Here is an 18,338-nt window from a genome sequence, read left to right as displayed (position 1 = left end):
TCCCATCCTGATGACTTCACGGACGTTGTCTCTTGCTGCGCACTTCATCGAAGAGCAGGACCAGGGTCAGAAATGGCGTCACGTCCCCGGCAGCCAAGTCACGTACACCGGGCCACAACATCTACGCACAACCGAATAGACATCTCGTGGACCTAGACGTCATCGTTAGTGCACATCGATTGCAGACTACGAATCCAAAGAGCACGTGGAATGTGATCCCACGTGCATGCGGTACTAACTCGGCCGCGATAGCTCGGCGCAATGAGTCCGTGTCTCCCCAAACGGAGCCGGCACCCCCAGGGAGAAAATCACATGAAAACTGGCATCAAGTTCTACCCCACCGATGAGACATTTCCGCCTCTGGAGTTCGCTCGCATTGCCGAGGACAGCGGTATCGAGTCGATCTGGCTACCGGACCATTCTCACGTTCCAGTAGCTTCGCGGTTACCCGTTGACCAGAAAGTGGCTTACGGCGGCAGCGCGGATGCACGCGAGCGGCGCTTCACCGGGTCGCACTCGCCCGGGGGCTTCCCTCGCGAGTACTACCGCAACTACGATCAGCTGACGACGCTTGCGATGATGGGGGCGGTGACCTCCACCCTGCTGTTGGGGACCGGCATCTGTCTGGTCGTTCAACGCGACCCGATCTGGCTTGCCAAGGAAATCGCCACGATCGACCGTTTGACGGGCGGACGCTTCCTCTTCGGCGTCGGAGTGGGAGCGGCGTGGAACGCTGCTGAGCTCGCTAATCACGGCGTAAACCTCAAGACCCGTAACGGGCTCATGCTGGAACGCATTGAAGCTATGAAGCAAATCTGGGGGCATGAAGAAGCGGAGTATCACGGGAAGCAGGTCGACTTCGATCCCATTTTCCAGTGGCCGAAGCCAATCCAGCAGCCTCATCCGCCCATTCTGATGGGCGGTATGGGTCCGACCGTGCTGGACCGAACATTGAGTCACGCCGACGCGTGGATGCCTGGTCATAATGATAACGACTTCGATGGCCTAGGAGACCGGATCACAGAGCTGCGCGAACGGGCGGCGGCCGTCGGGAAGCCAATGGAAGTCACCCTCAACCTGGGACGGCTCGACTTCGTAGACCGATACGTTGACCTCGGTCTGGATCGAGTCGTTTATTCGCACCCTGCCTCTTCGAGTGACAGTGAGACGCGGAAATTCGTGAGAGAGCTGGGAAAAATCGCCCAGGAGCTCGACCACGGGACCCCATCGATGGCGTGATGGAGACGTAGGGCGTGCAGGCAACGATTTGAGAGACCGTCGCCCGGACGCCCGATTCTTCCCCCTAAAACCATTTGAATGCATGTAGCGAGGAGTGAAATGAGTTTCAGGATCGGCTATAAAGCCTCCGCAGAACAATTCGACCCGAGGACCCTGGTTGAGTATTCGGTTCTTGCCGAGGACATCGGCCTGGATTCGGTGATGGTTTCGGACCATTTCCAGCCGTGGCGCCACGAGGGCGGGCATGCACCCTTCGCTATGGCCTGGATGGCCGCGGTGGGCGAACGTACCAGCCGGATTGTGATGGGTACCAGCGTGCTCACCCCGACATTCCGCTACAATCCGGCGGTCGTCGCTCAGGCTTTCGCTACCCTGGGCTGCCTGTATCCGGGCCGTGTCATCCTGGGCATGGGTACCGGTGAGGCACTGAACGAGGTTGCCGTCACCGGGGACGAGTGGCCGGCGTTTAAGGAACGCTTCGCCCGGGCCCGGGAAGCAGTGGAGCTGATGCGCCGGCTGTGGACCGAGGACCGGGTCAGTTTCAACGGTGAGTACTACCGCACGGTCAATGCGACCGTCTATGACCGGCCCGCAACCCCGGTTCCGATCTATATTGCCGCTGGCGGCCCGGTGGTGGCCCGCTACGCGGGCGCGGCCGGCGATGGTTTCATCTGCACCAGCGGCAAAGGCATGGACCTTTATAGGGAGAAGCTGCTGCCGGCCGTGTTCGAAGGTGCGGCGGCCGCCGGACGGGATCCGGCCGGGATAGAGAAGATGATTGAGATCAAGCTCTCCTTCGATACGGACTATGCGCTGGCGCTGGAAAACACCCGGTTCTGGGCGCCGCTGTCACTGAGCCCGGAACAGAAAGCCGGCCTCGAGGACCCTGCGGCCATGGCAGCCGCCGCGGACGCGCTGCCCATCGAACAAGTCGCCAAGCGCTGGATCGTCGCCTCGGATCCGGAGCAGGTCATGGACCAGCTCATGCCCTACGTAGAGGCAGGGTTCAATCACCTGGTCTTCCACGCCCCCGGCCATGACCAGCAACGGTTCCTGTCCCAGTTCGCCGAACACCTCCTGCCGCGGCTGCGGGCCGTCGGCGCCAGCAGCGGCCCGTTGGCTGCCAGCGGACGGGGGACGCTGTGAGCGGCGCTAGGCTGAACCTGCAGCAAAGCCCGGGGCTGGAGGGCCCGGTGTGTGAAACGCGAGACGCGTGCGACCATTGGTTCGAAGGTCCAACATGGCCGCATCCTGGGTTCTGAATCCTGCGCCCCTCACTGATGCTCTCGCTCGTCTCGAACACACGGGCGGGACAGACCTTGCCGGAGCCACGGCGCTCTTCGGAGCTCGAGGCAACAACCTCGACCGGTTGCTGACTGTTGCGTCGCGGCTCCGCGACGAGGGCCTCGCTCGCGCTTCCCGCGAGGGCATCATCACGTATTCGAAGAAGGTGTTCCTCCCCGTCACGCAGCTTTGCCAGGACCGCTGTCACTACTGCGTCTTTGTCGAGACGCCGGGGGGCCTGCTGAAGAAGGGGATACCCACCTACCTGTCCCCGGAAGAGATCCTTCGCATCGCTCGCCAGGGCGCATCGCTCGGCTGCAAGGAGGCGCTCTTCACCCTCGGCGACCGCCCTGAGAACCGCTGGCCGGTTGCGCGGCAGTGGCTCGAGGACCACGGTTACGCCTCGACCCTCGACTACGTCGGTGCGATGGCCGAACTCGTGCTCACCGAGACCGGCCTTCTGCCGCATCTCAACCCCGGAGTCATGTCGTTCGCCGAGCTGCAGCGGCTCCGCCCCGTCGCCGCGTCGATGGGCATGATGCTCGAGACCACGGCCACGAGGCTTTGGAGCCAGCCCGGGGGAGTGCACTTCGGGTCCCCGGATAAGGATCCTGCTCTGCGGATGCGGGTGATAGACGACGCCGGCCGCTCCCGGATCCCGTTCACCACCGGGGTCCTTCTCGGCATCGGGGAGAACGACGCCGAGCGCGCCGACGCCCTCTTCGCCATCCGGGCGTCGCACCAGCGGTACGGCCAGGTGCAGGAGACCATCGTCCAGAACTTCCGCGCGAAACCGCGCACCGCGATGCAGAACGAGTCAGACCTCGCCCTCGAGGAGTACGCAGCCGCGGTCGCGGTCGCCCGGATTGTCATGGGGCCCGACCACAGCATCCAGGCGCCCCCGAACCTCAGCGAACTCCCTGAACTCCTGCTGCTGGTGCGCGCAGGCATCGACGACTGGGGCGGCGTCAGCCCGCTCACGCCAGACCATGTAAATCCCGAACGACCCTGGCCCGAACTCCAGACGCTTGCCGAGCTGACGGCGCAGGCCGGATTCACCCTGCGCGAGCGGCTCACCGCACACCCGGCCTACCTGCAGGATCCAGAAACCTGGCTGGATGCGCGCATCGCCCCCGCCGTTACGGCTCTCGCCGATCCGGTGTCCCTGCTCGCCGACGAGGGCGCAGCGGTGAGGCCCTCGACCCCCGGTGCGCGGGGCCCGCGTCCGCGGTCGGAAGGCCCAGCCACCGTTCTTGTCGCCGCCACCGCTCCTCCCGTCGATCGCGGCGTGACCGTCGGTCTGCCACGCCGCGCCGACCCCACCATCGTCTCCGCCCTCGCCAGAGCCTCGAATGACCCGGCCTCGCTGACGGACGCAGACTACTGCTCCCTCCTTACCGCCCGTGGTGAAGACCTCGACGCTGTAGCCGCGCTGGCCGACGAAGTCCGCTCGGCAGCAGTCGGTGACACGTTGACCTACGTCGTCAACCGCAACCTGGACTCGTCGCTCTACAAAAAGAGTCTCACAGACGACATCGTCCGGCGGCTGGTCGAGGAGGCCGTTACGCTTGGTGCTACCGAGATCTGCGTCCAGGGCCCAATCGACCAAGCGCTGCCAGGTACGGCCTACCGCGACCTGGCTCGGGCTGTCCGCGCAGCCGGGCCCAATCTGTCACTCCATGCATACCGCCCGACGGAGGTGCTGGACGGGGCGCGTCGGATGGGTGTTAGTGTCGAGGTTTTCCTCGAAGAACTGCGTGAGGCAGGCGTGACGAGCGTTCCCGGTACGGGCGCCCGGATTTTGGACGACGGCGTGCGCGCGCTGCTGAGCGAGCGCACCGATCCGCCCGTCGGCGAGTGGATCCGGCCCCTCATGGCCGCTCACCGGGCAGGTCTCCGGTCAACGGCGACGATCGTCTATGGTCACGTCGAGACGCCCGCGCAAATCGTTGCTCACCTGCGTCGACTGACCCGGATACAGGACGAGACAGGCGGGTTCTCGGAGTTCATCGCCATGCCGTATGTGCCGTTCGACGTGCCCTCGCGAGTGCGGGCGGTGGCCGGTGAAGGTCCTGGCCTCGAAGCCTCGCGGGCGCTCCACGCAGTCGCGCGCCTGATGCTGCACGGCCGGATCAACCACGTACAGGCCGCGTGGACCAAGCTCGGCTTCCACGGTGCAAAGGCCGTACTCGCCGGGGGAGCGGACGACTTCGGCGGTCTGCTGCTCGACGGTGTGATCTGGCCGGAGGCCGGCGCCGAGGCGTACCGCGAGGCGACGCCGCGCGACGTTCAGCGGATCGCGACCGCTCTTGGCCGCGAGGCGGGGGAACGCACGACGAGTTACGCACTGGTCCAGAGGGGCTTGGCGTGATCCTCGTTAACGCTGGGACGGGCACGGGTCTGCGAGAGATCGCGACAGGGGTCACACTGCTGCCCCTGGAAGGAATCGACCCGGTCATCATCGCGGTCGGCCCGGCCGGCCTGGATCCCGACCTTGACGCAGCACTGCCGTTATTGACGCGGYGGCGTCAGGTCTTCGTGGCGGACGCGGACGTCCGGACGAGTGAGCTGCCCGGCCGTTTCGCGCTCCTCGTTGGGCCGGTCTGCGAGACGCCCCTCATTGCTGACGCGCGTGTCTCTGCCCTGATCGTATTGGGCTCCGCAGCGCCGGCGCCGGATGTCCGTTGCCCTGTCCTCGTCATCGCGCCGTTGGGGTTGTCTGCGGCCAATCCGGCAACCGCGGACGTGCGCTTCGCCGAGGCGGGGCATCCCGCTGAGCAGGCGTATCTCATCGACGCGTTCCTGCGCGAGCCTCGGCGATACCCGGCCCACAGCACGATACCGCGAGCCCGGCCGTGACTGAGGCCAACGACACCCGGACCGTCCGCTCCGAAGCAGCGGTCAACGCTGACGCCTGCCGCGCGAAAACCGCCGCGGAGCCCGTTGATACGGTCATCATTGGTGCAGGCTTTGCCGGCCTCGGTGCCGCGATCCAGCTCGCGCGCTCGGGCAAGCAGTCGTTCGTCGTCGTAGAGCGCGGTGCCGACGTCGGCGGCACCTGGCGCGACAACGTCTACCCGGGCGTCGCTTGCGACATCCCGTCACAGCTCTACTCGTTCTCGTTCCGGCCGCGTACCGACTGGAGCCGCTTCTATTCTCCCGGCGGCGAGATCCTCGACTACCTACAGGAGGCCGCCCGCGAGGAGGGCATCCTCCCACACCTCCGCTTCTCGTCAGACGTGCTCGCGCTCGACTGGGACGATTCCACCATGACCTGGACGGTCCTGACTACGCGCGACGTCTACTGCTGCCGCTGGGTGATCGTGGCGACGGGTCGGCTCTCTGAGAAGCGGATGCCCGACGTGCCGGGCCTGGACTCGTTCGCTGGCCCGGTGTTCCACTCGTCCGAGTGGCCGCGCGATCTCGATCTTGCGGGCAAGCGGGTCGGGCTCGCCGGAAGCGGCGCCTCCGCTGTGCAGATCCTGCCGCGCATTGCCGCGGTGGCCGACGAAGTTGTTCTCTTCCAAAGGAGCGCGGCTTACGTCGTTCCCCGTAACGACTACGCCTACACCGAAGGTGAGAAGGCCAGCTGGCGAGCCGACCCCGACTCCTTGGCGACACTCCGCAGTCGAATGTTCTGGGACGCCGAAGCGGGTTTCGCAGCACGGCTCGGCGCCGCTGGTCCACTCGCCGCGCTCCGGGACCGCGCGCGACGGCACCTCGAGGCGCAAGTCCCCGACTCAGCCCTCCGCCGGGCGCTGACACCCGAATACGAGGCCGGTTGCAAGCGCGTTCTGCTATCGGACGATTACTACCCGGCCCTCATGAGCAAATCGGTGCGCCTAGAGCGATCGGCGCTCACCGCCGTCGAAGGCAGCCGGGTAGGGGCTGCCTCGGGAGCGGCCTATGAACTCGATGCGCTCATCCTAGCGACCGGCTTCCACTCCACCCGGCCGCCGATCGCGCACAGGATCCGAGGCCGCGACGGCCGCACCCTCGACGCGGCCTGGTCCCACGGAATGGTCGCCTACAACTCCACCACAGTGGCTGGCTTCCCGAATCTCTTTGTCATTGACGGCCCAAACGCCAGCCTCGGTCACAACTCGGCCGTGCACATGATCGAGTCGCAGATCGCGTACGTTCTCGAGGCCATGCGGTATCTGCGCAGCCGCGCCGTGCCGGCGTTCGACGTGCGGCCGGAGCGCCAGGCCTGCTACGTCGCCGAAATCGACCGCATGGCTGAGAACACCGTCTGGCTCACCGGCGGCTGTCGCAGCTGGTACGTCGACGAGCGGAGCCGCAGGCTGACCCTCCTATGGCCGGACACCGCCTCGGCGTTCCGCGAGCGGCTCGCCCGGTTCGACCCTGCCGACTACGACATCGGGATGGTTGCTCATGACTGACGCCTGGACCATTGTCGTACCGGTGAAGGGCACCGCGACCGCGAAGTCCCGTCTGGGAGGCGATCCTGGCCTTGCTCGGGCGATCGCCCTCGATACCGTGGAAGCCGCGCTGCCGGTGGGCCACCTTATTGTCATCACCGCCGAAGCCGCTGCCGTCGATTTTCGCGCCCTCGGCGCAGAGATAGTGCCTGATCCAGGACAGGGGCTATCCGCAGCCGTGCTCCAAGGCATCGCTGCGGCGGGTCCCGGCCGGGTCGCAGTGCTCCAGGGCGACCTGCCAGCAGTCACCTCGACCGAACTCGAGGGCGCCCTGCGGCTCGCCTCAGCCGTTGAGCTGGCATTCGTTGCAGATGCCGCTGGAACCGGGACAACGCTTCTCACCGCCCTCGACCCGGGACGACATCGCCCCGCGTTCGGCGAAAATTCGCGCGCTGCGCACATAGTCGCCGGTTACGTCGAGCTCTATATCGACAAGACGTCAGGGCTGCGGTCCGATGTCGACATCTGGGCCGACCTCGAGCGGCTCGCCGGACGGCTCGGCCGACGGACCGCCGAGGCTCTGGAGTCGATCAGACAATCGGCGCGTTGAGCAAGTAGCGGACAAGACCGGCTCCGCACGAGACGAAAGGTTTAATAATGACCCTGCCCACTCATCAATGCCACATGCTCGACCAAGTGTCGTCCTGTGGCACGTCGGAAGGGATAATTCGAGAAGTATGGAACACGCTACTCTTGGTAAATAGCGGACTGTGTTCTGATGGGATTTGAGATGAATCAAAGTAATCTGGCGAGCATTGGAACGCGCGAGCCGCCGGACCCTCCACAGCAATTTGCCGTCGTTGGGATCGACGGAATCGGTGAGATCGTCGCCGGCGATGACCTCTTGGTGCTCGTTGGAAACGCCATCGAAGATGAGATTTCCGCAGGCGATATCGTCGTAGTGACCAGCAAAATAGTTTCAAAGGCTGAAGGGCGTTCTCTGCGGGCAGACAGCCGTGAAGATGCCATCACGGCCGAAACTGTACGGCTGGTCGCTAGCAAAGCACACCCCGGCGGTGTGACCCGAATTGTTCAGAACAAGCTGGGATTGGTGCTCGCCGCCGCCGGTGTCGACGCGAGCAACACGCCTGATGGCACAGTGCTGCTCCTGCCCGAGGACCCGGATGCGTCAGCGCAGGCGCTCTGCACCGGGTTGCGCCGGCGATTCGGCTTCGACTTAGCAGTGCTCATAACCGACACGCTAGGCCGCCCTTGGCGCCTGGGGCAGACCGATTTGGCAATCGGTGCCGCGGGAATGGCAGTAACCCATGACTTACGAGGCACGCGGGACGACTTCGACAGGCCGATGGATGCAACCATCACTGCGGTGGCGGATGAAATAGCAGGTGCAGCGAATCTGGTGCTCGGCAAGACCTCACGCAGGCCGGTCGCCGTGGTCCATGGCCTGGGCCATCTCATTCGGCCGATCCAGGAGTCTGGAGCCCGGACCCTGATTCGCGCTGCAGAGGATGACTTGTTTCGCCTGGGATCGGCCGAAGCACATCTGGAAGGATTCCAAGAGGGCTTCGCGGCAGGACAACGATCCCCCGTGGAATCCTCCAGCATCACAGACGGCGGTGCTACCGCATGAGGGTCACGGTGCTGGCCGGTGGTGTGGGTGGGGCGCGATTCCTGCGTGGGCTGCGCCACCATCTGCGTCAGGTAGCGCCGGATGGTGCCGGGGGAACGACGGCGGAAATCACCGCGGTAGTCAACACGGGTGATGATATGTGGCTGACTGGGCTGCGCGTCTGTCCCGATCTGGACTCGGTGATGTATGCCCTCGCCGGCGTTAACGATGAAGCGAGGGGATGGGGGCGGGCCGGTGAAACGGAGCGCGTTAGTGCCGAGCTGACAGCTTATGGTGTGGGCTGGCCATGGTTCACTCTCGGTGATCTGGACCTCGGCACGCACATCACCCGCTCGCATCTGCTGCGGACCGGGCAGCCGTTGAGCCAGGTCACGCGGCGTCTGGCCTCCCGGTGGGACCTCGGGATGGAGCTGCTGCCCATGAGCGATGAGGAAGTGGAAACCCAGGTCGTGTTGGACGGTCCCAACGCTGATCTGCCAGAGATTGTGCACTTCGAGGAATGGTGGGTCCGGCATCGTGCCCAGCGTCCAGCCCGGGAGTTTCTCCAGGCCGGGCTCTCTAAAGCCGTTCCGGCTCCGGGGGTCTTGGCGGCGATTTCCGGTGCCGATGTCGTCGTACTGGCCCCGTCAAATCCCGTGGTGTCCATCGGCACCATCTTGAATATCCCCGGCATCAGGGAGGCAATTCAGACGACGGCGGCCCCCGTCGTAGGGATTTCGCCCATTATCTCCGGTGCCGCCGTCCGGGGCATGGCGGCTGCTTGCCTGGCCGCGATCCAGGTCAGGACTGCTGCCGATGCGGTGGCAGTGCATTATGGTGCGCGGTCCTCCGGAGGCATCCTGGATGCGTGGCTGATTGACAGCGCCGATGCGGAGCTGTCGGGTTCCATCGCCGGTTCCGGGGTCCGGCCCGTTATTGTTCCACTGTGGATGAACGACGTCCAGAGCAGCGCGGATCTTGCCGCAGCGGCCTTGAAAGCTGCGTCGGCAACGGCAGACGCCTAGACTGTGGCACCAAATTCAAGGCTCAGGCTGGACGGCTATGGTGGCCCAGGCTCGACGGCCACGGCGAGACTAGCGGCCGTTACGGCTGGTTCATTGCCGAGTTTGCCACCCTAGGGGTCAGAATTTTAATCTCTGTCTTGAATATTGGGCAGCGTTCTTCATTCAGGAATTGTCGATGTGGCGGCCGGTGGTTGCCAGGGCTTGTAGCAGTGATGCCGATGGGGGCTGGTTGGCTGCTAGAGGCGCGGGAGCCGGCTGTTGCCCCCGCTGCAGAACGATGCGACTCGTTGACCGTCAGCGGTGAGCCTGTACGTGTTGTTGTGTGGCATCGTTCGATGAGTCCGTTGCGGCGCCGGCAAGGTTGTGGCTCGTTTGGTTGGTGCTTGAATCCCGGGGACTGCCCCGGCTTTTGTTGACTCGGGGTCTTAAGCCAGATCCTGATGCTCCAGCAGTTCGTGCCTGTAGTGGAGCATGAACTCATGCCTGTAGTAAAGGCCAATCCAAGGAGATGCAGAGTATTCGTCAATGCCAAAATCCTGAACCGGAACTGGTGCATGTTCAGCGCCGATGCTCTGATCTGGCACGGATGATCGGAATGCCGTCTGACTCACGCCATGGTGAGCTGCCCCGGGGTTGGGCATGATTTCTCCTCGTTTCATAGGTGTTTGGGGTTAGGACGCGCGGAGGATGTCTTCGACGCGGTGTTTGGCCTGCCGAAGAGCAGGCCGCCGAGCAACGTCGCGGGGTTCCTGCAGGTGGCGAAACCGTTGGAGAGTTCGGTGAATGCGATGCCGGCGGCGGTGGACTGGTCGCTTTCGGATGGTTTCAAGTGGAATCCTGCTGCCCAGAACCGGCGTACAGACGACGAAGTGAGGCTGCGTGACAGGCGCGAACGGAATGTTCAGCCAATAGTTTCCAGATAACTCCGCTTGGGACTCTAAGGGGCAATGTGCAAAAGCTCCTTCTGTTCGAGCGGCTTCAGGCGAAGTCGGCGTCGAGTTCACGCATGAGCTCATCCCACGCTTTCGGGTTGTCCGCCCTGGGTCGTATCAGCGCCGGCAATTGAGGAAGGGCCGTCCGGATGCGTGTACCCCCGGGAGTGAACGCGACAGTGCTGGCTCCCGAGCTGCGGCGCTTCACAGTCCGCCTCCTCGGAAAGCGGGGGTGTCTCCGCGTTGGTGGAGGGCCGTGTCGGGTGAATGGTCGAAACGATGGGCTTCGGCGCGGAATCCACCGCCTGGTCCGAGCCCTTCGCGAGCGAGGTCGTGGAGCAACTGATGGTAGCCGGAGAGGGCCAGAGGCGGCATCTGGTGGAGGGAAGCAATGGTTGCCCCGGGGCGGTCCACGCAGAACAGGGCGAGGATGGCTTTGTCCTGCTGCGCATCGTCAAGTGTCCGGTAGGCGCCGATCGGGCAATCTGCGGTCAGTGCCTGTGCGTAAAGGCCAAGGCGGTCCACCGGTGTCGAATTCCCGGATCGCTGCCAGGCATACACGACATCCGTGCTATCTAACATGACCATCGACTCCTTGCGTGATGATCGAACTATGAGGAAGCGTGTCCCGCTTCTCCTGATACACTTGAGCTTAGACCTTTAATGTCAAATGTCAATGGACATTAAAGGTTGAATGTCAAGGTTCTTGTTCATCACCCCTACAGATTTGGGAGCGTGGTCCATGGCCAGTTGGAGAGAGCAACTCGCATTCGCGCCGCTGGACACTGTCGAGCGCGGCCAAGAGATCGGACGCCGACTCGGTCATGCGATTGAGCTGGGCATACTCGAGGACGGAACCCAGCTCCCTAGTGAAAGCGAACTGGCGGCAAGGATGAGCGTCTCCACCTTAACGCTGCGTGCCGCCCTCGCGGAGCTTCGTCATCGAGGACTTCTGGAAACACGACGCGGCAAAGGCGGTGGAAGCTTCGTGAAGGCTAGCACCGGAGACATCACCAACGCTCAGCGGGACGCCCTTGCCGCGTACTCCCTTGAGGATCTGCGGGACATCCGAGAATATCGGGCATTTCTGGCAGGGTCAGCCGCCATGACGGTGGCAGGCCGATCTCGGCAGGTCCCCATCGGGCGACTGGCTTCGATGGCGGTGATGATCGAGACGGCGCAAACACCCGTTGAAATGACGCGAGCGGACAGTCGATTCCACATAGACCTCGCGGCCACATCGGGATCCGTCCTGTTCGCCCGGCAGGAGATGGAGATGCATGCCGCAGTAGGGGCATTGGTGTGGACCAGCGCTTCTGACCGCCGAGCGGCGGCCGCGAATGAGCACACGATGATCGTGGAAGCAATACGAGACGGCAACACCCTTCGAGCACGAGCCCTTGCCGAAGACCATGTCCGCCGGGACATGAACCGCCTCATCGAGGTGCGGATGTCAATGGAATATTCGCCACCAGGATCGCCGCCCGGGATCGAAGGCATCGATAGCGCAGTTTCCGCCGTCGAATCGTTCGCTATGAGCCTCGAAGGGACCGCAGCCGCGTCGATCCGGGCCGTCGAAGAAGCCGTCCAAACCGACCTCGACCGCTCAAAGAACCGCAGGCTGGATCAGTTGGTGAATGTCTACGATGTTTGCCAGAACCTTCTAGCGAAGGCCGTGCCGCCCTTGGTTGGGACGGGATTCATCGCCGATCCATCATTCTTCGGCGAATCGGGCCTCATCTGGTGCACCATCCCGTCGGGTCCGGGATCGGCGCGGCGTGTGGAAGCGGATATGGAGTTCTATGGTTACTCGACAGCACCGTGGTGGCCCGCGCACGATACTGATGATAAGATCCACGCCACCTACGCCTACGTGGACGCCTTCGGCGCCAACGAACACCTCGTCTCCTTCTCCAAGCGAGTCACGAGGGACGGCAGGATGGCTGGCGTTGCTGCCGTTGGCGTCCTCGTTAGCAGCCTTCAGACTGGATTCGAGCCGTTCCTCCGGACCTTGCCGTCAAACACGTGCATAGTTGATCAGAACGAAACCGTTCTCGCTACCAACACGGCTAGCCTCGTCGGTGAAACCCTCTCCCCATTCCATCAGACAGAACGAAGAATCCCTCTATCGGTCCCGTGGACACTATGTCTAGGTGTGAATATTGGAGAGAATGCAGAAGACGCGATCCGATGAACCGTCGCTGGTTCCTCAAGCAGCGGAACGGATACATGGCTGCAGGGCGGCGGTCCGGGCTTGGTTGAGGTGAAGGGCTGGCGAAGGGCCCATCCTTCCTGCAGTGTGCGATTGGAGCGTTAGGCTTTGCGGTTCTGCAGGGGATGCCGTGGTTTGATCAGGTTGTGTTTGACCCCAAGCACAGCGAGTGCATCCTGGAAGTCGCGGGAGCACCGGTAGGCGAAGGCGTTCTCGGTCATGACCCGGCGCACCGGTACCCCGGGCGTCCCCATGCCCAACCATCCCTTCAAGGCGGACGCAACCATAGATACGGGACACCAATTGTTTTGAGCCGGCAGTCGTACTGAGTCGACCAGAACCACGGCATATCAGTGCCGGGCGGAGGCGAGTCGGTAAGCGTCTCGACGACTGCCTTCGCCTGCGCGGCGGCATTCGGTATCGACTCCAGACGCAGCCCACCGTCGCCCATCAGGGCGCAATCGCCCGCCGCGAGTATGTCGGGCAGCGTGGTGCGTCCGTGGCTGTCCACCAGCAGACCGTTGGGTGGTTCAGCCCCCGCCACGGCAACGGGTTCCACATTCGGGATCACACCGATTCCGACGACAACAACATCTGCAGGGATGGTCTCGCCGTTTGCCAACCTCACTCCCGTGCAGCGCTCACCGTCGCCCGTGATCTCGGTGACGTTTGTGCTCACCTCGATCCTCACGCCGGCGGCTCGGTGGTGGAGGCCGCGACCTCGAGCCCGATGTAGCCACCGCCAATCACCACCAGCCGGCCGTCCGGTCCCAGCTGACTTCGCAACTGCCGAGCATCGTCCAGCGTGCGCAGGGAGAACACCCCGGCCAGATTCGCGCCGAAGATAGGAACAACACGCGCTCGACAGCCTGCCGCCCAAACCAGTTTTCCGTACGTGAACTCCCGACCGTCCGTGGTCGAAACACAGTGACGGACCGGATCGATCCGTTCAACGGTGGCCGCTCGTAGGGGAGGCCAGACTCAGACCCGAGGAGCGCGATCGACCCGGCGAAGCCCGCGGCGACGAGTCCCACGGTAACCTGGGTTCCCGCCGCGCCCGCACCCACGACGATGACTTCATAGTGTTGTGACATGCATTAACTCCAAAACGTAAAGCAGAAACAATTCAACGAGCTCGCCGGCGCCTTCAGGGCTCCCTGCGGGCTGGGAAGCTCGGTCAGTCCGTCAGCACTGCCACCTCGATCCCATCCAACTCGGGGCTGAGGCGGATTTGGCAGGACAATCGACTGCACCTCTCGGTCCACACTCCTGCCGCCGGGTCGCCGCGAAACTCAACCGCCGACCCCGGCCCACCGTCAACCTCGAAACCCCAGCCAACCGGCTGAACCAGCTGCTACGAGCGGCATAAATCCCCGCGTTACCCCGACTACTTGACTGTGCCAACCTTGGGGACTACCAGACTCGGACTCCCAGGCTTCTCCGGCATCGTATTCAGGGGCCCTGTAGGGTGGTCTAGATCACGTCAGAGGCCGCCTTTGGCGTGATGCCCGATCCCCGAAGCTGTGGGTCCAATGTGAGGAATTGAGGAATTGTTGTGAGAAAACGAAGGAGCGTGATGGCGCGCGGATCCCTGGTTGTCGCCTGCGGGTTGCTTGCGCTGACAGGATGCGCCTCCGGAGGAGCCGGTTCGGCCGCGGGCAATTCGAACGCGAGCCCGAGTGACGCGCTATCGAAGGTCATGGACCAGGCGGAATGGTCGAAGGTCGTTGACGCCGCCAATAAGGAAGGCGAGGTGACGGTGTACGGAGTTCTGAATACGAAGACTGTTGACCTCCTGCCGGCCGCGTTCCACAAGGACTACCCGAACATCAAACTGACGTACGTTCGTCTGAGCGCATCAGACATCAGGGCCAGACTGGATGCCGAGATCGCGTCCGGGAACGCCGGTGCGGATGCCGTCGACAATCTGGATCACCCGACGTTCGATGGCTATGCGGCCAAGGGTGCTTTGCTGCCGCTCACTGCTCCGTCCCTGGGCGATCCGGAATTCGACCGGGCCAAGTATCAGCGCACACCATATGTGGCAACGTTCGCAAACCTCGGCTACGCGTGGGCCTGGAACACCAAGTTGCTGCCGAACGGCATCAGCTCCTGGCAGGACTACTTGAACCTCCCCGCGTCGCAGGTGGGAGCAACGGACCCCTCGATCGGCCCGACCGTGGCCGCGCTCTATGAATCGATGGAGAAGTCCGATGCGGGCGGCTCCGGATTCCTTGACAAGCTGACGGCTAAGGGCAAGCCCCAGATCTATGCTGGCTCGAACCCCCAGGTCGCGGCGCTGTCTGCTGGGGAAGTGGCTGCCTCGCTGCCAGTTCCTGTTGCGGTCGCGGCGACCATCAAAGCGACCGGTGCACCGATTGACTACAGGCTCCCCCAGGAGGCCCCAAGCGTTCCCAACGAGCTGGCGGTTGTGAAGTCGGCCAAGCACCCGAATGCGGCGCAGGTATTCGCGAACTGGCTGCTGAGCAAGGCAGGTCAGGGTGTGGTGGCTCAAGGTGGATTTGTCGCAGTACGCCAGGACGCACCCCAGACCATCGACACCAAGGGAGTCACACTTGTCGAGCTCCCGCAGATCACGACCGAGCAGTTCAAAGCGTTCCTGCAGCGCTGGAACCAACTGTTGGCCAAGTAGTAGCTAGTTGCTGGCTCGCAAGCGCTCAGTGCTGACGCGATATAAGTGAGAGAGAATTAATCATGCTAGAGATTCAGGGATTGCGGAAGGAGTTCGTTGTTCGCCGCAATCATGTTGTGGCGGTCAACGACTTGACCTTCACGGTGGAGGAGGGCGAGCTGCTGGTCTTGCTCGGATCGAGTGGATGTGGGAAGACGACCACGCTGCGTATGGTCGCGGGGCTTGAGCAGGCTTCCGCTGGCCGGATCAGCATCGGGGACAAAGTTGTCTGCGACACGACGCGGCGCGTCGATCTCAGTCCCAACCGCCGCGACGTGGGGATGGTTTTCCAGTCGTTCGCTTTATGGCCGCATATGACGGTTCGCCGCAATATCGGCTACCCCCTTCGAGCCCGCGGGTTGAAGCAGGGCTTCAAAGAGGGCTGGATTGAGGAGGCCGCCCGGATGGTTGATTGCACCGATCTCCTTGACCGGTATCCGGGCCAGTTGAGCGGTGGTCAGCAACAGCGGGTGGCTGTGGCGCGTGCGCTGGTTGCCCGCCCGTCCCTGCTGTTGTTCGATGAACCGCTGTCCAACCTTGATGCCCGTTTGCGTGATCAGCTGCGTAACGAGATCCACCAGTTGCACCAACGCGTCGGATTCACGGGACTCTATGTCACTCATGATCAGTCCGAGGCGCTGGCGCTGGGGGATCGGTTGGCGATCATGCGTGCGGGGCAGATTGAACAGCTGGGTCGCCCGCGTGAGGTGTATGAAAACCCGGCGACGGAGTTCGTCGCCGAGTTCATCGGTATGGGAAACTCCATCTCCTTGTACAAAACGCCCTCGGGATGGGCAAGCACCAGTGGACAGCTTGTTGGCCGTGTTCCCGATGTGTCGGCGGAAACGGCGAACCTGCGCGTGCGCCAACAGGCCATCCGGTTGGGCACTATCGACTCACTTGCCCCTGGAGAGATGGGTGTTGAAGGAGGCACGATTGCCGATGTCGAGTATGGGGGCGCCTCTGTCGATGTCGTCGTCAAGTTCGTCGATGGTCGGTCTGTCTCGAGCCGTATCCCACTTACGGGGGAGGGAGAGCACCGCTTCGAACCAGGTTCGAGAACCACCGTCATCTTCTCGGCATGTGATGCCAAGCTCTTCCCCACCAGTCCGACCGGCTCGGCGGGAACCGGCCAGCCCGCGCACAACGATGTCGCGCTGGAGCAGAAAGCTGGGGCGGGCAGATGAGCGTTTCGGACATCCAGGTTTCCGATCACGGAACGGCCGGGCCCGGTCCAGGCGTTCCGTTCGCGCCGGGTGCGTCGCAGAAGCCGCGTTTGCGGGTTCGACCCGTCCATCTTTGGACCCTCGGCGTGGTGTTGTTCGTTGTCTTCGTCGGACTTCTGGTTCTGCGGCCGATCTACTTCATCGTCGACCGGTCGGCGCTGAACAACGGTTTCACCACAGCGTTCACGGATCCGTTCATCTGGCAGGCGATCGGGACCACGATCGTGCTCACGGTCGGGGCCGTGGTGCTGGCGCTGGTCGTCGGCACTGCCCTGGCCTGGTTCTCCCTGCGTCTTCCGCGAGGCCTGGGCTGGATGTCGGCGTTGCCCGTCATGTCCATCCTGATGCCTTCCGTGGCGAGCATCACAGGCTGGATCTTCCTGTTCTCTCCGCGGGTCGGGTTCGCCAACACGGTGCTTCGCACCCTGCCCTGGTGGTCGGAGCAGACGTCCGGGCCGATCGATGTCTACACCACCCCGTGGATCATCTTGTGCACGGGCCTTCAAATCGCGGCCTTCGTGTACCTGTTCATGAGTTCTGGCTTCACCGGGGTCAACTCCGACCTGATCGAGGCTGCTGAGGTCGCCGGATCCTCAAAACTCGGAGTGTTCTTCCGTGTCACCCTCCCCCTTGTCCGGCCCTCGCTCGTTTACGCCACGGCGACTGCGATCCTGTTGGCTCTGGGACAGTTCACCGCACCGCTCCTGCTCGGACGCAACTCCAACATTCAGGTCCTCACGACCCGGATATTCACGTACCTGAACAGCTCGCCGGTCGACTTCAATGCGGCCGCCGCGCTAGGCGTTCCGCTGGTAGTCGTCGGCGTGATCATTGTCTTCGGACAACGGGCGCTACTGGGAAACCAGAGCCGGTTCGTCACCCACGGCGGCAAGGGCTTCAAAGCGGTCGGGCGGCCCTCATGGTCCGGCGTGGTCTGGATCGGTGCTTATGCGCTCTTGACGGCCGTGTTGCCGCTGCTTGCCATCATCATTGTCGCGGTTTCGCCGCGATGGTCAGCGGACATCGTGCCCTCGACATTCACGCTCCAGCATTTCTCTGAGGCGTTGAACTCGCCAGAGATTCTCAGTTCAGTGCAGAACAGTGTGCTGTTCTCGCTCACCTCGATCCTGATCGTCATCCCCATCGGCTTCCTGTGCTCGGCGATCCTGGTCTACGGACGCCGATTCAAACTGTGCCAAATCGTCCTGGACTTCGTGGTCGCCATGCCTCTGGGCATGCCCGCGCTCATCTTCGGTCTGGGCTTCATTTTGGCTTACAGCGGACCCCCCATCAACCTCTACGGCACAAGCTCGGTGGTGATCGCTGTCTACGTGACACTGATGATCCCGTTCTCCGTCAGACTTCAATCAGCCGCAATGCTCTCCCTCGGAAAGCAGTACATCGAGGCATCACAGGTGGCCGGTGCCAACCTCTGGCGAACCACGCTCAACGTCCTGCTACCGCTCATGCGATCTGCTTTCGGAGCCGCAGCTGCACTGATCTTCCTCCTGCTCAGCCACGAATTCGCCGCGTCAATGCTCGTCCGCGCACCCACCACCCAGGTCATGGGAACGACCCTCTACGACCTACTCGAATTCGGCTCGTATTCCGCGGTTGCGGTGCTTGCCCTGATAATGGCCGCCGTTTCGCTAGTCGGGCTCGGTCTTGCCTTCCTGCTAGGCGGCCGGGGCGCCCTGAAAGGCCTCTAGAGGGAGA

At 63.3% G+C, this 18,338-nt stretch carries 17 protein-coding genes and 1 pseudogene; 12 read left to right on the top strand and 6 right to left on the bottom strand.

Annotation, left to right across the window (positions count from 1 at the left end):
* Window positions 1-312: 312 nt before the first annotated feature.
* From AC1DCM_RS26165 to cofD, 8 genes are all read left to right on the top strand, one after another.
* Window positions 313-1,239, top strand: coding sequence for an LLM class F420-dependent oxidoreductase (locus AC1DCM_RS26165; protein ID WP_477520274.1), 927 nt, complete (start codon window positions 313-315; stop codon window positions 1,237-1,239).
* Between the two features lie 99 nt (window positions 1,240-1,338).
* Window positions 1,339-2,385, top strand: coding sequence for a glucose-6-phosphate dehydrogenase (coenzyme-F420) (gene fgd / locus AC1DCM_RS26160; RefSeq protein WP_477520273.1), 1,047 nt, complete (start codon window positions 1,339-1,341; stop codon window positions 2,383-2,385).
* Between the two features lie 94 nt (window positions 2,386-2,479).
* Window positions 2,480-4,894 (top strand): 7,8-didemethyl-8-hydroxy-5-deazariboflavin synthase CofG, encoded by a 2,415-nt coding sequence (gene cofG / locus AC1DCM_RS26155; RefSeq protein WP_477520272.1) that lies wholly within the window; start codon window positions 2,480-2,482, stop codon window positions 4,892-4,894.
* Window positions 4,891-5,382: a hypothetical protein gene (locus AC1DCM_RS26150; RefSeq protein WP_477520271.1), complete on the top strand. Its 492-nt coding sequence runs from the start codon at window positions 4,891-4,893 to the stop codon at window positions 5,380-5,382. Before cofG ends, AC1DCM_RS26150 begins: the two co-directional genes overlap by 4 nt.
* Window positions 5,379-6,926, top strand: coding sequence for a flavin-containing monooxygenase (locus tag AC1DCM_RS26145; protein ID WP_477520270.1), 1,548 nt, complete (start codon window positions 5,379-5,381; stop codon window positions 6,924-6,926). The genes AC1DCM_RS26150 and AC1DCM_RS26145 overlap by 4 nt, the downstream gene beginning before the upstream one ends.
* Window positions 6,919-7,515 carry a 2-phospho-L-lactate guanylyltransferase gene (gene cofC, locus AC1DCM_RS26140; protein ID WP_477520269.1) on the top strand — a complete coding sequence of 199 codons (597 nt, stop codon included), beginning with the start codon at window positions 6,919-6,921 and terminating at the stop codon, window positions 7,513-7,515. The genes AC1DCM_RS26145 and cofC overlap by 8 nt, the downstream gene beginning before the upstream one ends.
* 180 nt (window positions 7,516-7,695) lie before the next feature.
* Complete coding sequence (gene cofE, locus AC1DCM_RS26135; RefSeq protein ID WP_477520268.1) at window positions 7,696-8,556, top strand: coenzyme F420-0:L-glutamate ligase; 861 nt, start codon at window positions 7,696-7,698, stop codon at window positions 8,554-8,556.
* Window positions 8,553-9,560, top strand: coding sequence for a 2-phospho-L-lactate transferase (gene cofD, locus AC1DCM_RS26130; RefSeq protein WP_477520267.1), 1,008 nt, complete (start codon window positions 8,553-8,555; stop codon window positions 9,558-9,560). The genes cofE and cofD overlap by 4 nt, the downstream gene beginning before the upstream one ends.
* A 425-nt stretch (window positions 9,561-9,985) precedes the next feature.
* On the opposite strand, the gene AC1DCM_RS26125 is transcribed toward cofD, so the two are convergent.
* From AC1DCM_RS26125 to AC1DCM_RS26110, 4 genes are all read right to left on the bottom strand, one after another.
* Window positions 9,986-10,201: a hypothetical protein gene (locus AC1DCM_RS26125; RefSeq protein ID WP_477520266.1), complete on the bottom strand. Its 216-nt coding sequence runs from the start codon at window positions 10,199-10,201 to the stop codon at window positions 9,986-9,988.
* Window positions 10,202-10,215: 14 nt separating this feature from the next.
* A complete protein-coding gene (locus AC1DCM_RS26120) occupies window positions 10,216-10,389 on the bottom strand; it encodes a hypothetical protein (RefSeq protein WP_477520265.1) in 174 nt (57 codons plus the stop codon).
* A 149-nt stretch (window positions 10,390-10,538) separates the two neighbouring features.
* Window positions 10,539-10,700 carry a hypothetical protein gene (locus AC1DCM_RS26115; RefSeq protein ID WP_477520264.1) on the bottom strand — a complete coding sequence of 54 codons (162 nt, stop codon included), beginning with the start codon at window positions 10,698-10,700 and terminating at the stop codon, window positions 10,539-10,541.
* Window positions 10,697-11,074, bottom strand: a complete 378-nt coding sequence (locus tag AC1DCM_RS26110) for a hypothetical protein (RefSeq protein WP_477520263.1) — start codon at window positions 11,072-11,074, stop codon at window positions 10,697-10,699. The genes AC1DCM_RS26115 and AC1DCM_RS26110 overlap by 4 nt, the downstream gene beginning before the upstream one ends.
* 160 nt (window positions 11,075-11,234) lie before the next feature.
* On the opposite strand from AC1DCM_RS26110, the gene AC1DCM_RS26105 reads away from it, so the two are divergent.
* A complete protein-coding gene (locus AC1DCM_RS26105; protein ID WP_477520262.1) occupies window positions 11,235-12,686 on the top strand; it encodes a GntR family transcriptional regulator in 1,452 nt (483 codons plus the stop codon).
* Window positions 12,687-12,805: 119 nt separating this feature from the next.
* Here the strand turns inward: AC1DCM_RS26105 and AC1DCM_RS26100 are convergent, their stop codons facing one another.
* A complete protein-coding gene (locus AC1DCM_RS26100) occupies window positions 12,806-12,958 on the bottom strand; it encodes a hypothetical protein (RefSeq protein ID WP_477520261.1) in 153 nt (50 codons plus the stop codon).
* A gap of 14 nt (window positions 12,959-12,972) precedes the next feature.
* A pseudogene (locus AC1DCM_RS26095) lies at window positions 12,973-13,649 on the bottom strand (NAD(P)/FAD-dependent oxidoreductase).
* A gap of 631 nt (window positions 13,650-14,280) precedes the next feature.
* Here AC1DCM_RS26095 and AC1DCM_RS26090 point away from each other — a divergent pair.
* The 3 genes from AC1DCM_RS26090 (at window position 14,281) to AC1DCM_RS26080 (ending at window position 18,331) form a co-directional block, all read left to right on the top strand.
* Window positions 14,281-15,357 (top strand): ABC transporter substrate-binding protein, encoded by a 1,077-nt coding sequence (locus AC1DCM_RS26090; RefSeq protein ID WP_477520260.1) that lies wholly within the window; start codon window positions 14,281-14,283, stop codon window positions 15,355-15,357.
* A gap of 62 nt (window positions 15,358-15,419) precedes the next feature.
* Window positions 15,420-16,583 (top strand): ABC transporter ATP-binding protein, encoded by a 1,164-nt coding sequence (locus AC1DCM_RS26085; protein WP_477520259.1) that lies wholly within the window; start codon window positions 15,420-15,422, stop codon window positions 16,581-16,583.
* A complete protein-coding gene (locus tag AC1DCM_RS26080; protein ID WP_477520258.1) occupies window positions 16,580-18,331 on the top strand; it encodes an ABC transporter permease in 1,752 nt (583 codons plus the stop codon). Before AC1DCM_RS26085 ends, AC1DCM_RS26080 begins: the two co-directional genes overlap by 4 nt.
* Window positions 18,332-18,338 lie beyond the last annotated feature (7 nt).

Source organism: Paenarthrobacter sp. 10N417 (assembly GCF_056394745.1).
This window is presented reverse-complemented; position numbering and strand designations above follow the sequence as displayed.

Bases quoted from the DNA above. Each gene is read 5' to 3' on its own strand.
- AC1DCM_RS26085 (WP_477520259.1), top strand. From the start codon at position 15,420: ATGCTAGAGATTCAGGGATTGCGGAAGGAGTTCGTTGTTCGCCGCAAT.
- cofC (WP_477520269.1), top strand. From the start codon at position 6,919: ATGACTGACGCCTGGACCATTGTCGTACCGGTGAAGGGCACCGCGACC.
- AC1DCM_RS26105 (WP_477520262.1), top strand. From the start codon at position 11,235: ATGGCCAGTTGGAGAGAGCAACTCGCATTCGCGCCGCTGGACACTGTC.
- cofG (WP_477520272.1), top strand. From the start codon at position 2,480: ATGGCCGCATCCTGGGTTCTGAATCCTGCGCCCCTCACTGATGCTCTC.
- AC1DCM_RS26125 (WP_477520266.1), bottom strand. From the start codon at position 10,201: ATGCCCAACCCCGGGGCAGCTCACCATGGCGTGAGTCAGACGGCATTC.
- cofD (WP_477520267.1), top strand. From the start codon at position 8,553: ATGAGGGTCACGGTGCTGGCCGGTGGTGTGGGTGGGGCGCGATTCCTG.
- AC1DCM_RS26090 (WP_477520260.1), top strand. From the start codon at position 14,281: ATGGCGCGCGGATCCCTGGTTGTCGCCTGCGGGTTGCTTGCGCTGACA.
- AC1DCM_RS26080 (WP_477520258.1), top strand. From the start codon at position 16,580: ATGAGCGTTTCGGACATCCAGGTTTCCGATCACGGAACGGCCGGGCCC.
- AC1DCM_RS26165 (WP_477520274.1), top strand. From the start codon at position 313: ATGAAAACTGGCATCAAGTTCTACCCCACCGATGAGACATTTCCGCCT.
- cofE (WP_477520268.1), top strand. From the start codon at position 7,696: ATGAATCAAAGTAATCTGGCGAGCATTGGAACGCGCGAGCCGCCGGAC.
- AC1DCM_RS26110 (WP_477520263.1), bottom strand. From the start codon at position 11,074: ATGTTAGATAGCACGGATGTCGTGTATGCCTGGCAGCGATCCGGGAAT.
- fgd (WP_477520273.1), top strand. From the start codon at position 1,339: ATGAGTTTCAGGATCGGCTATAAAGCCTCCGCAGAACAATTCGACCCG.
- AC1DCM_RS26100 (WP_477520261.1), bottom strand. From the start codon at position 12,958: ATGGGGACGCCCGGGGTACCGGTGCGCCGGGTCATGACCGAGAACGCC.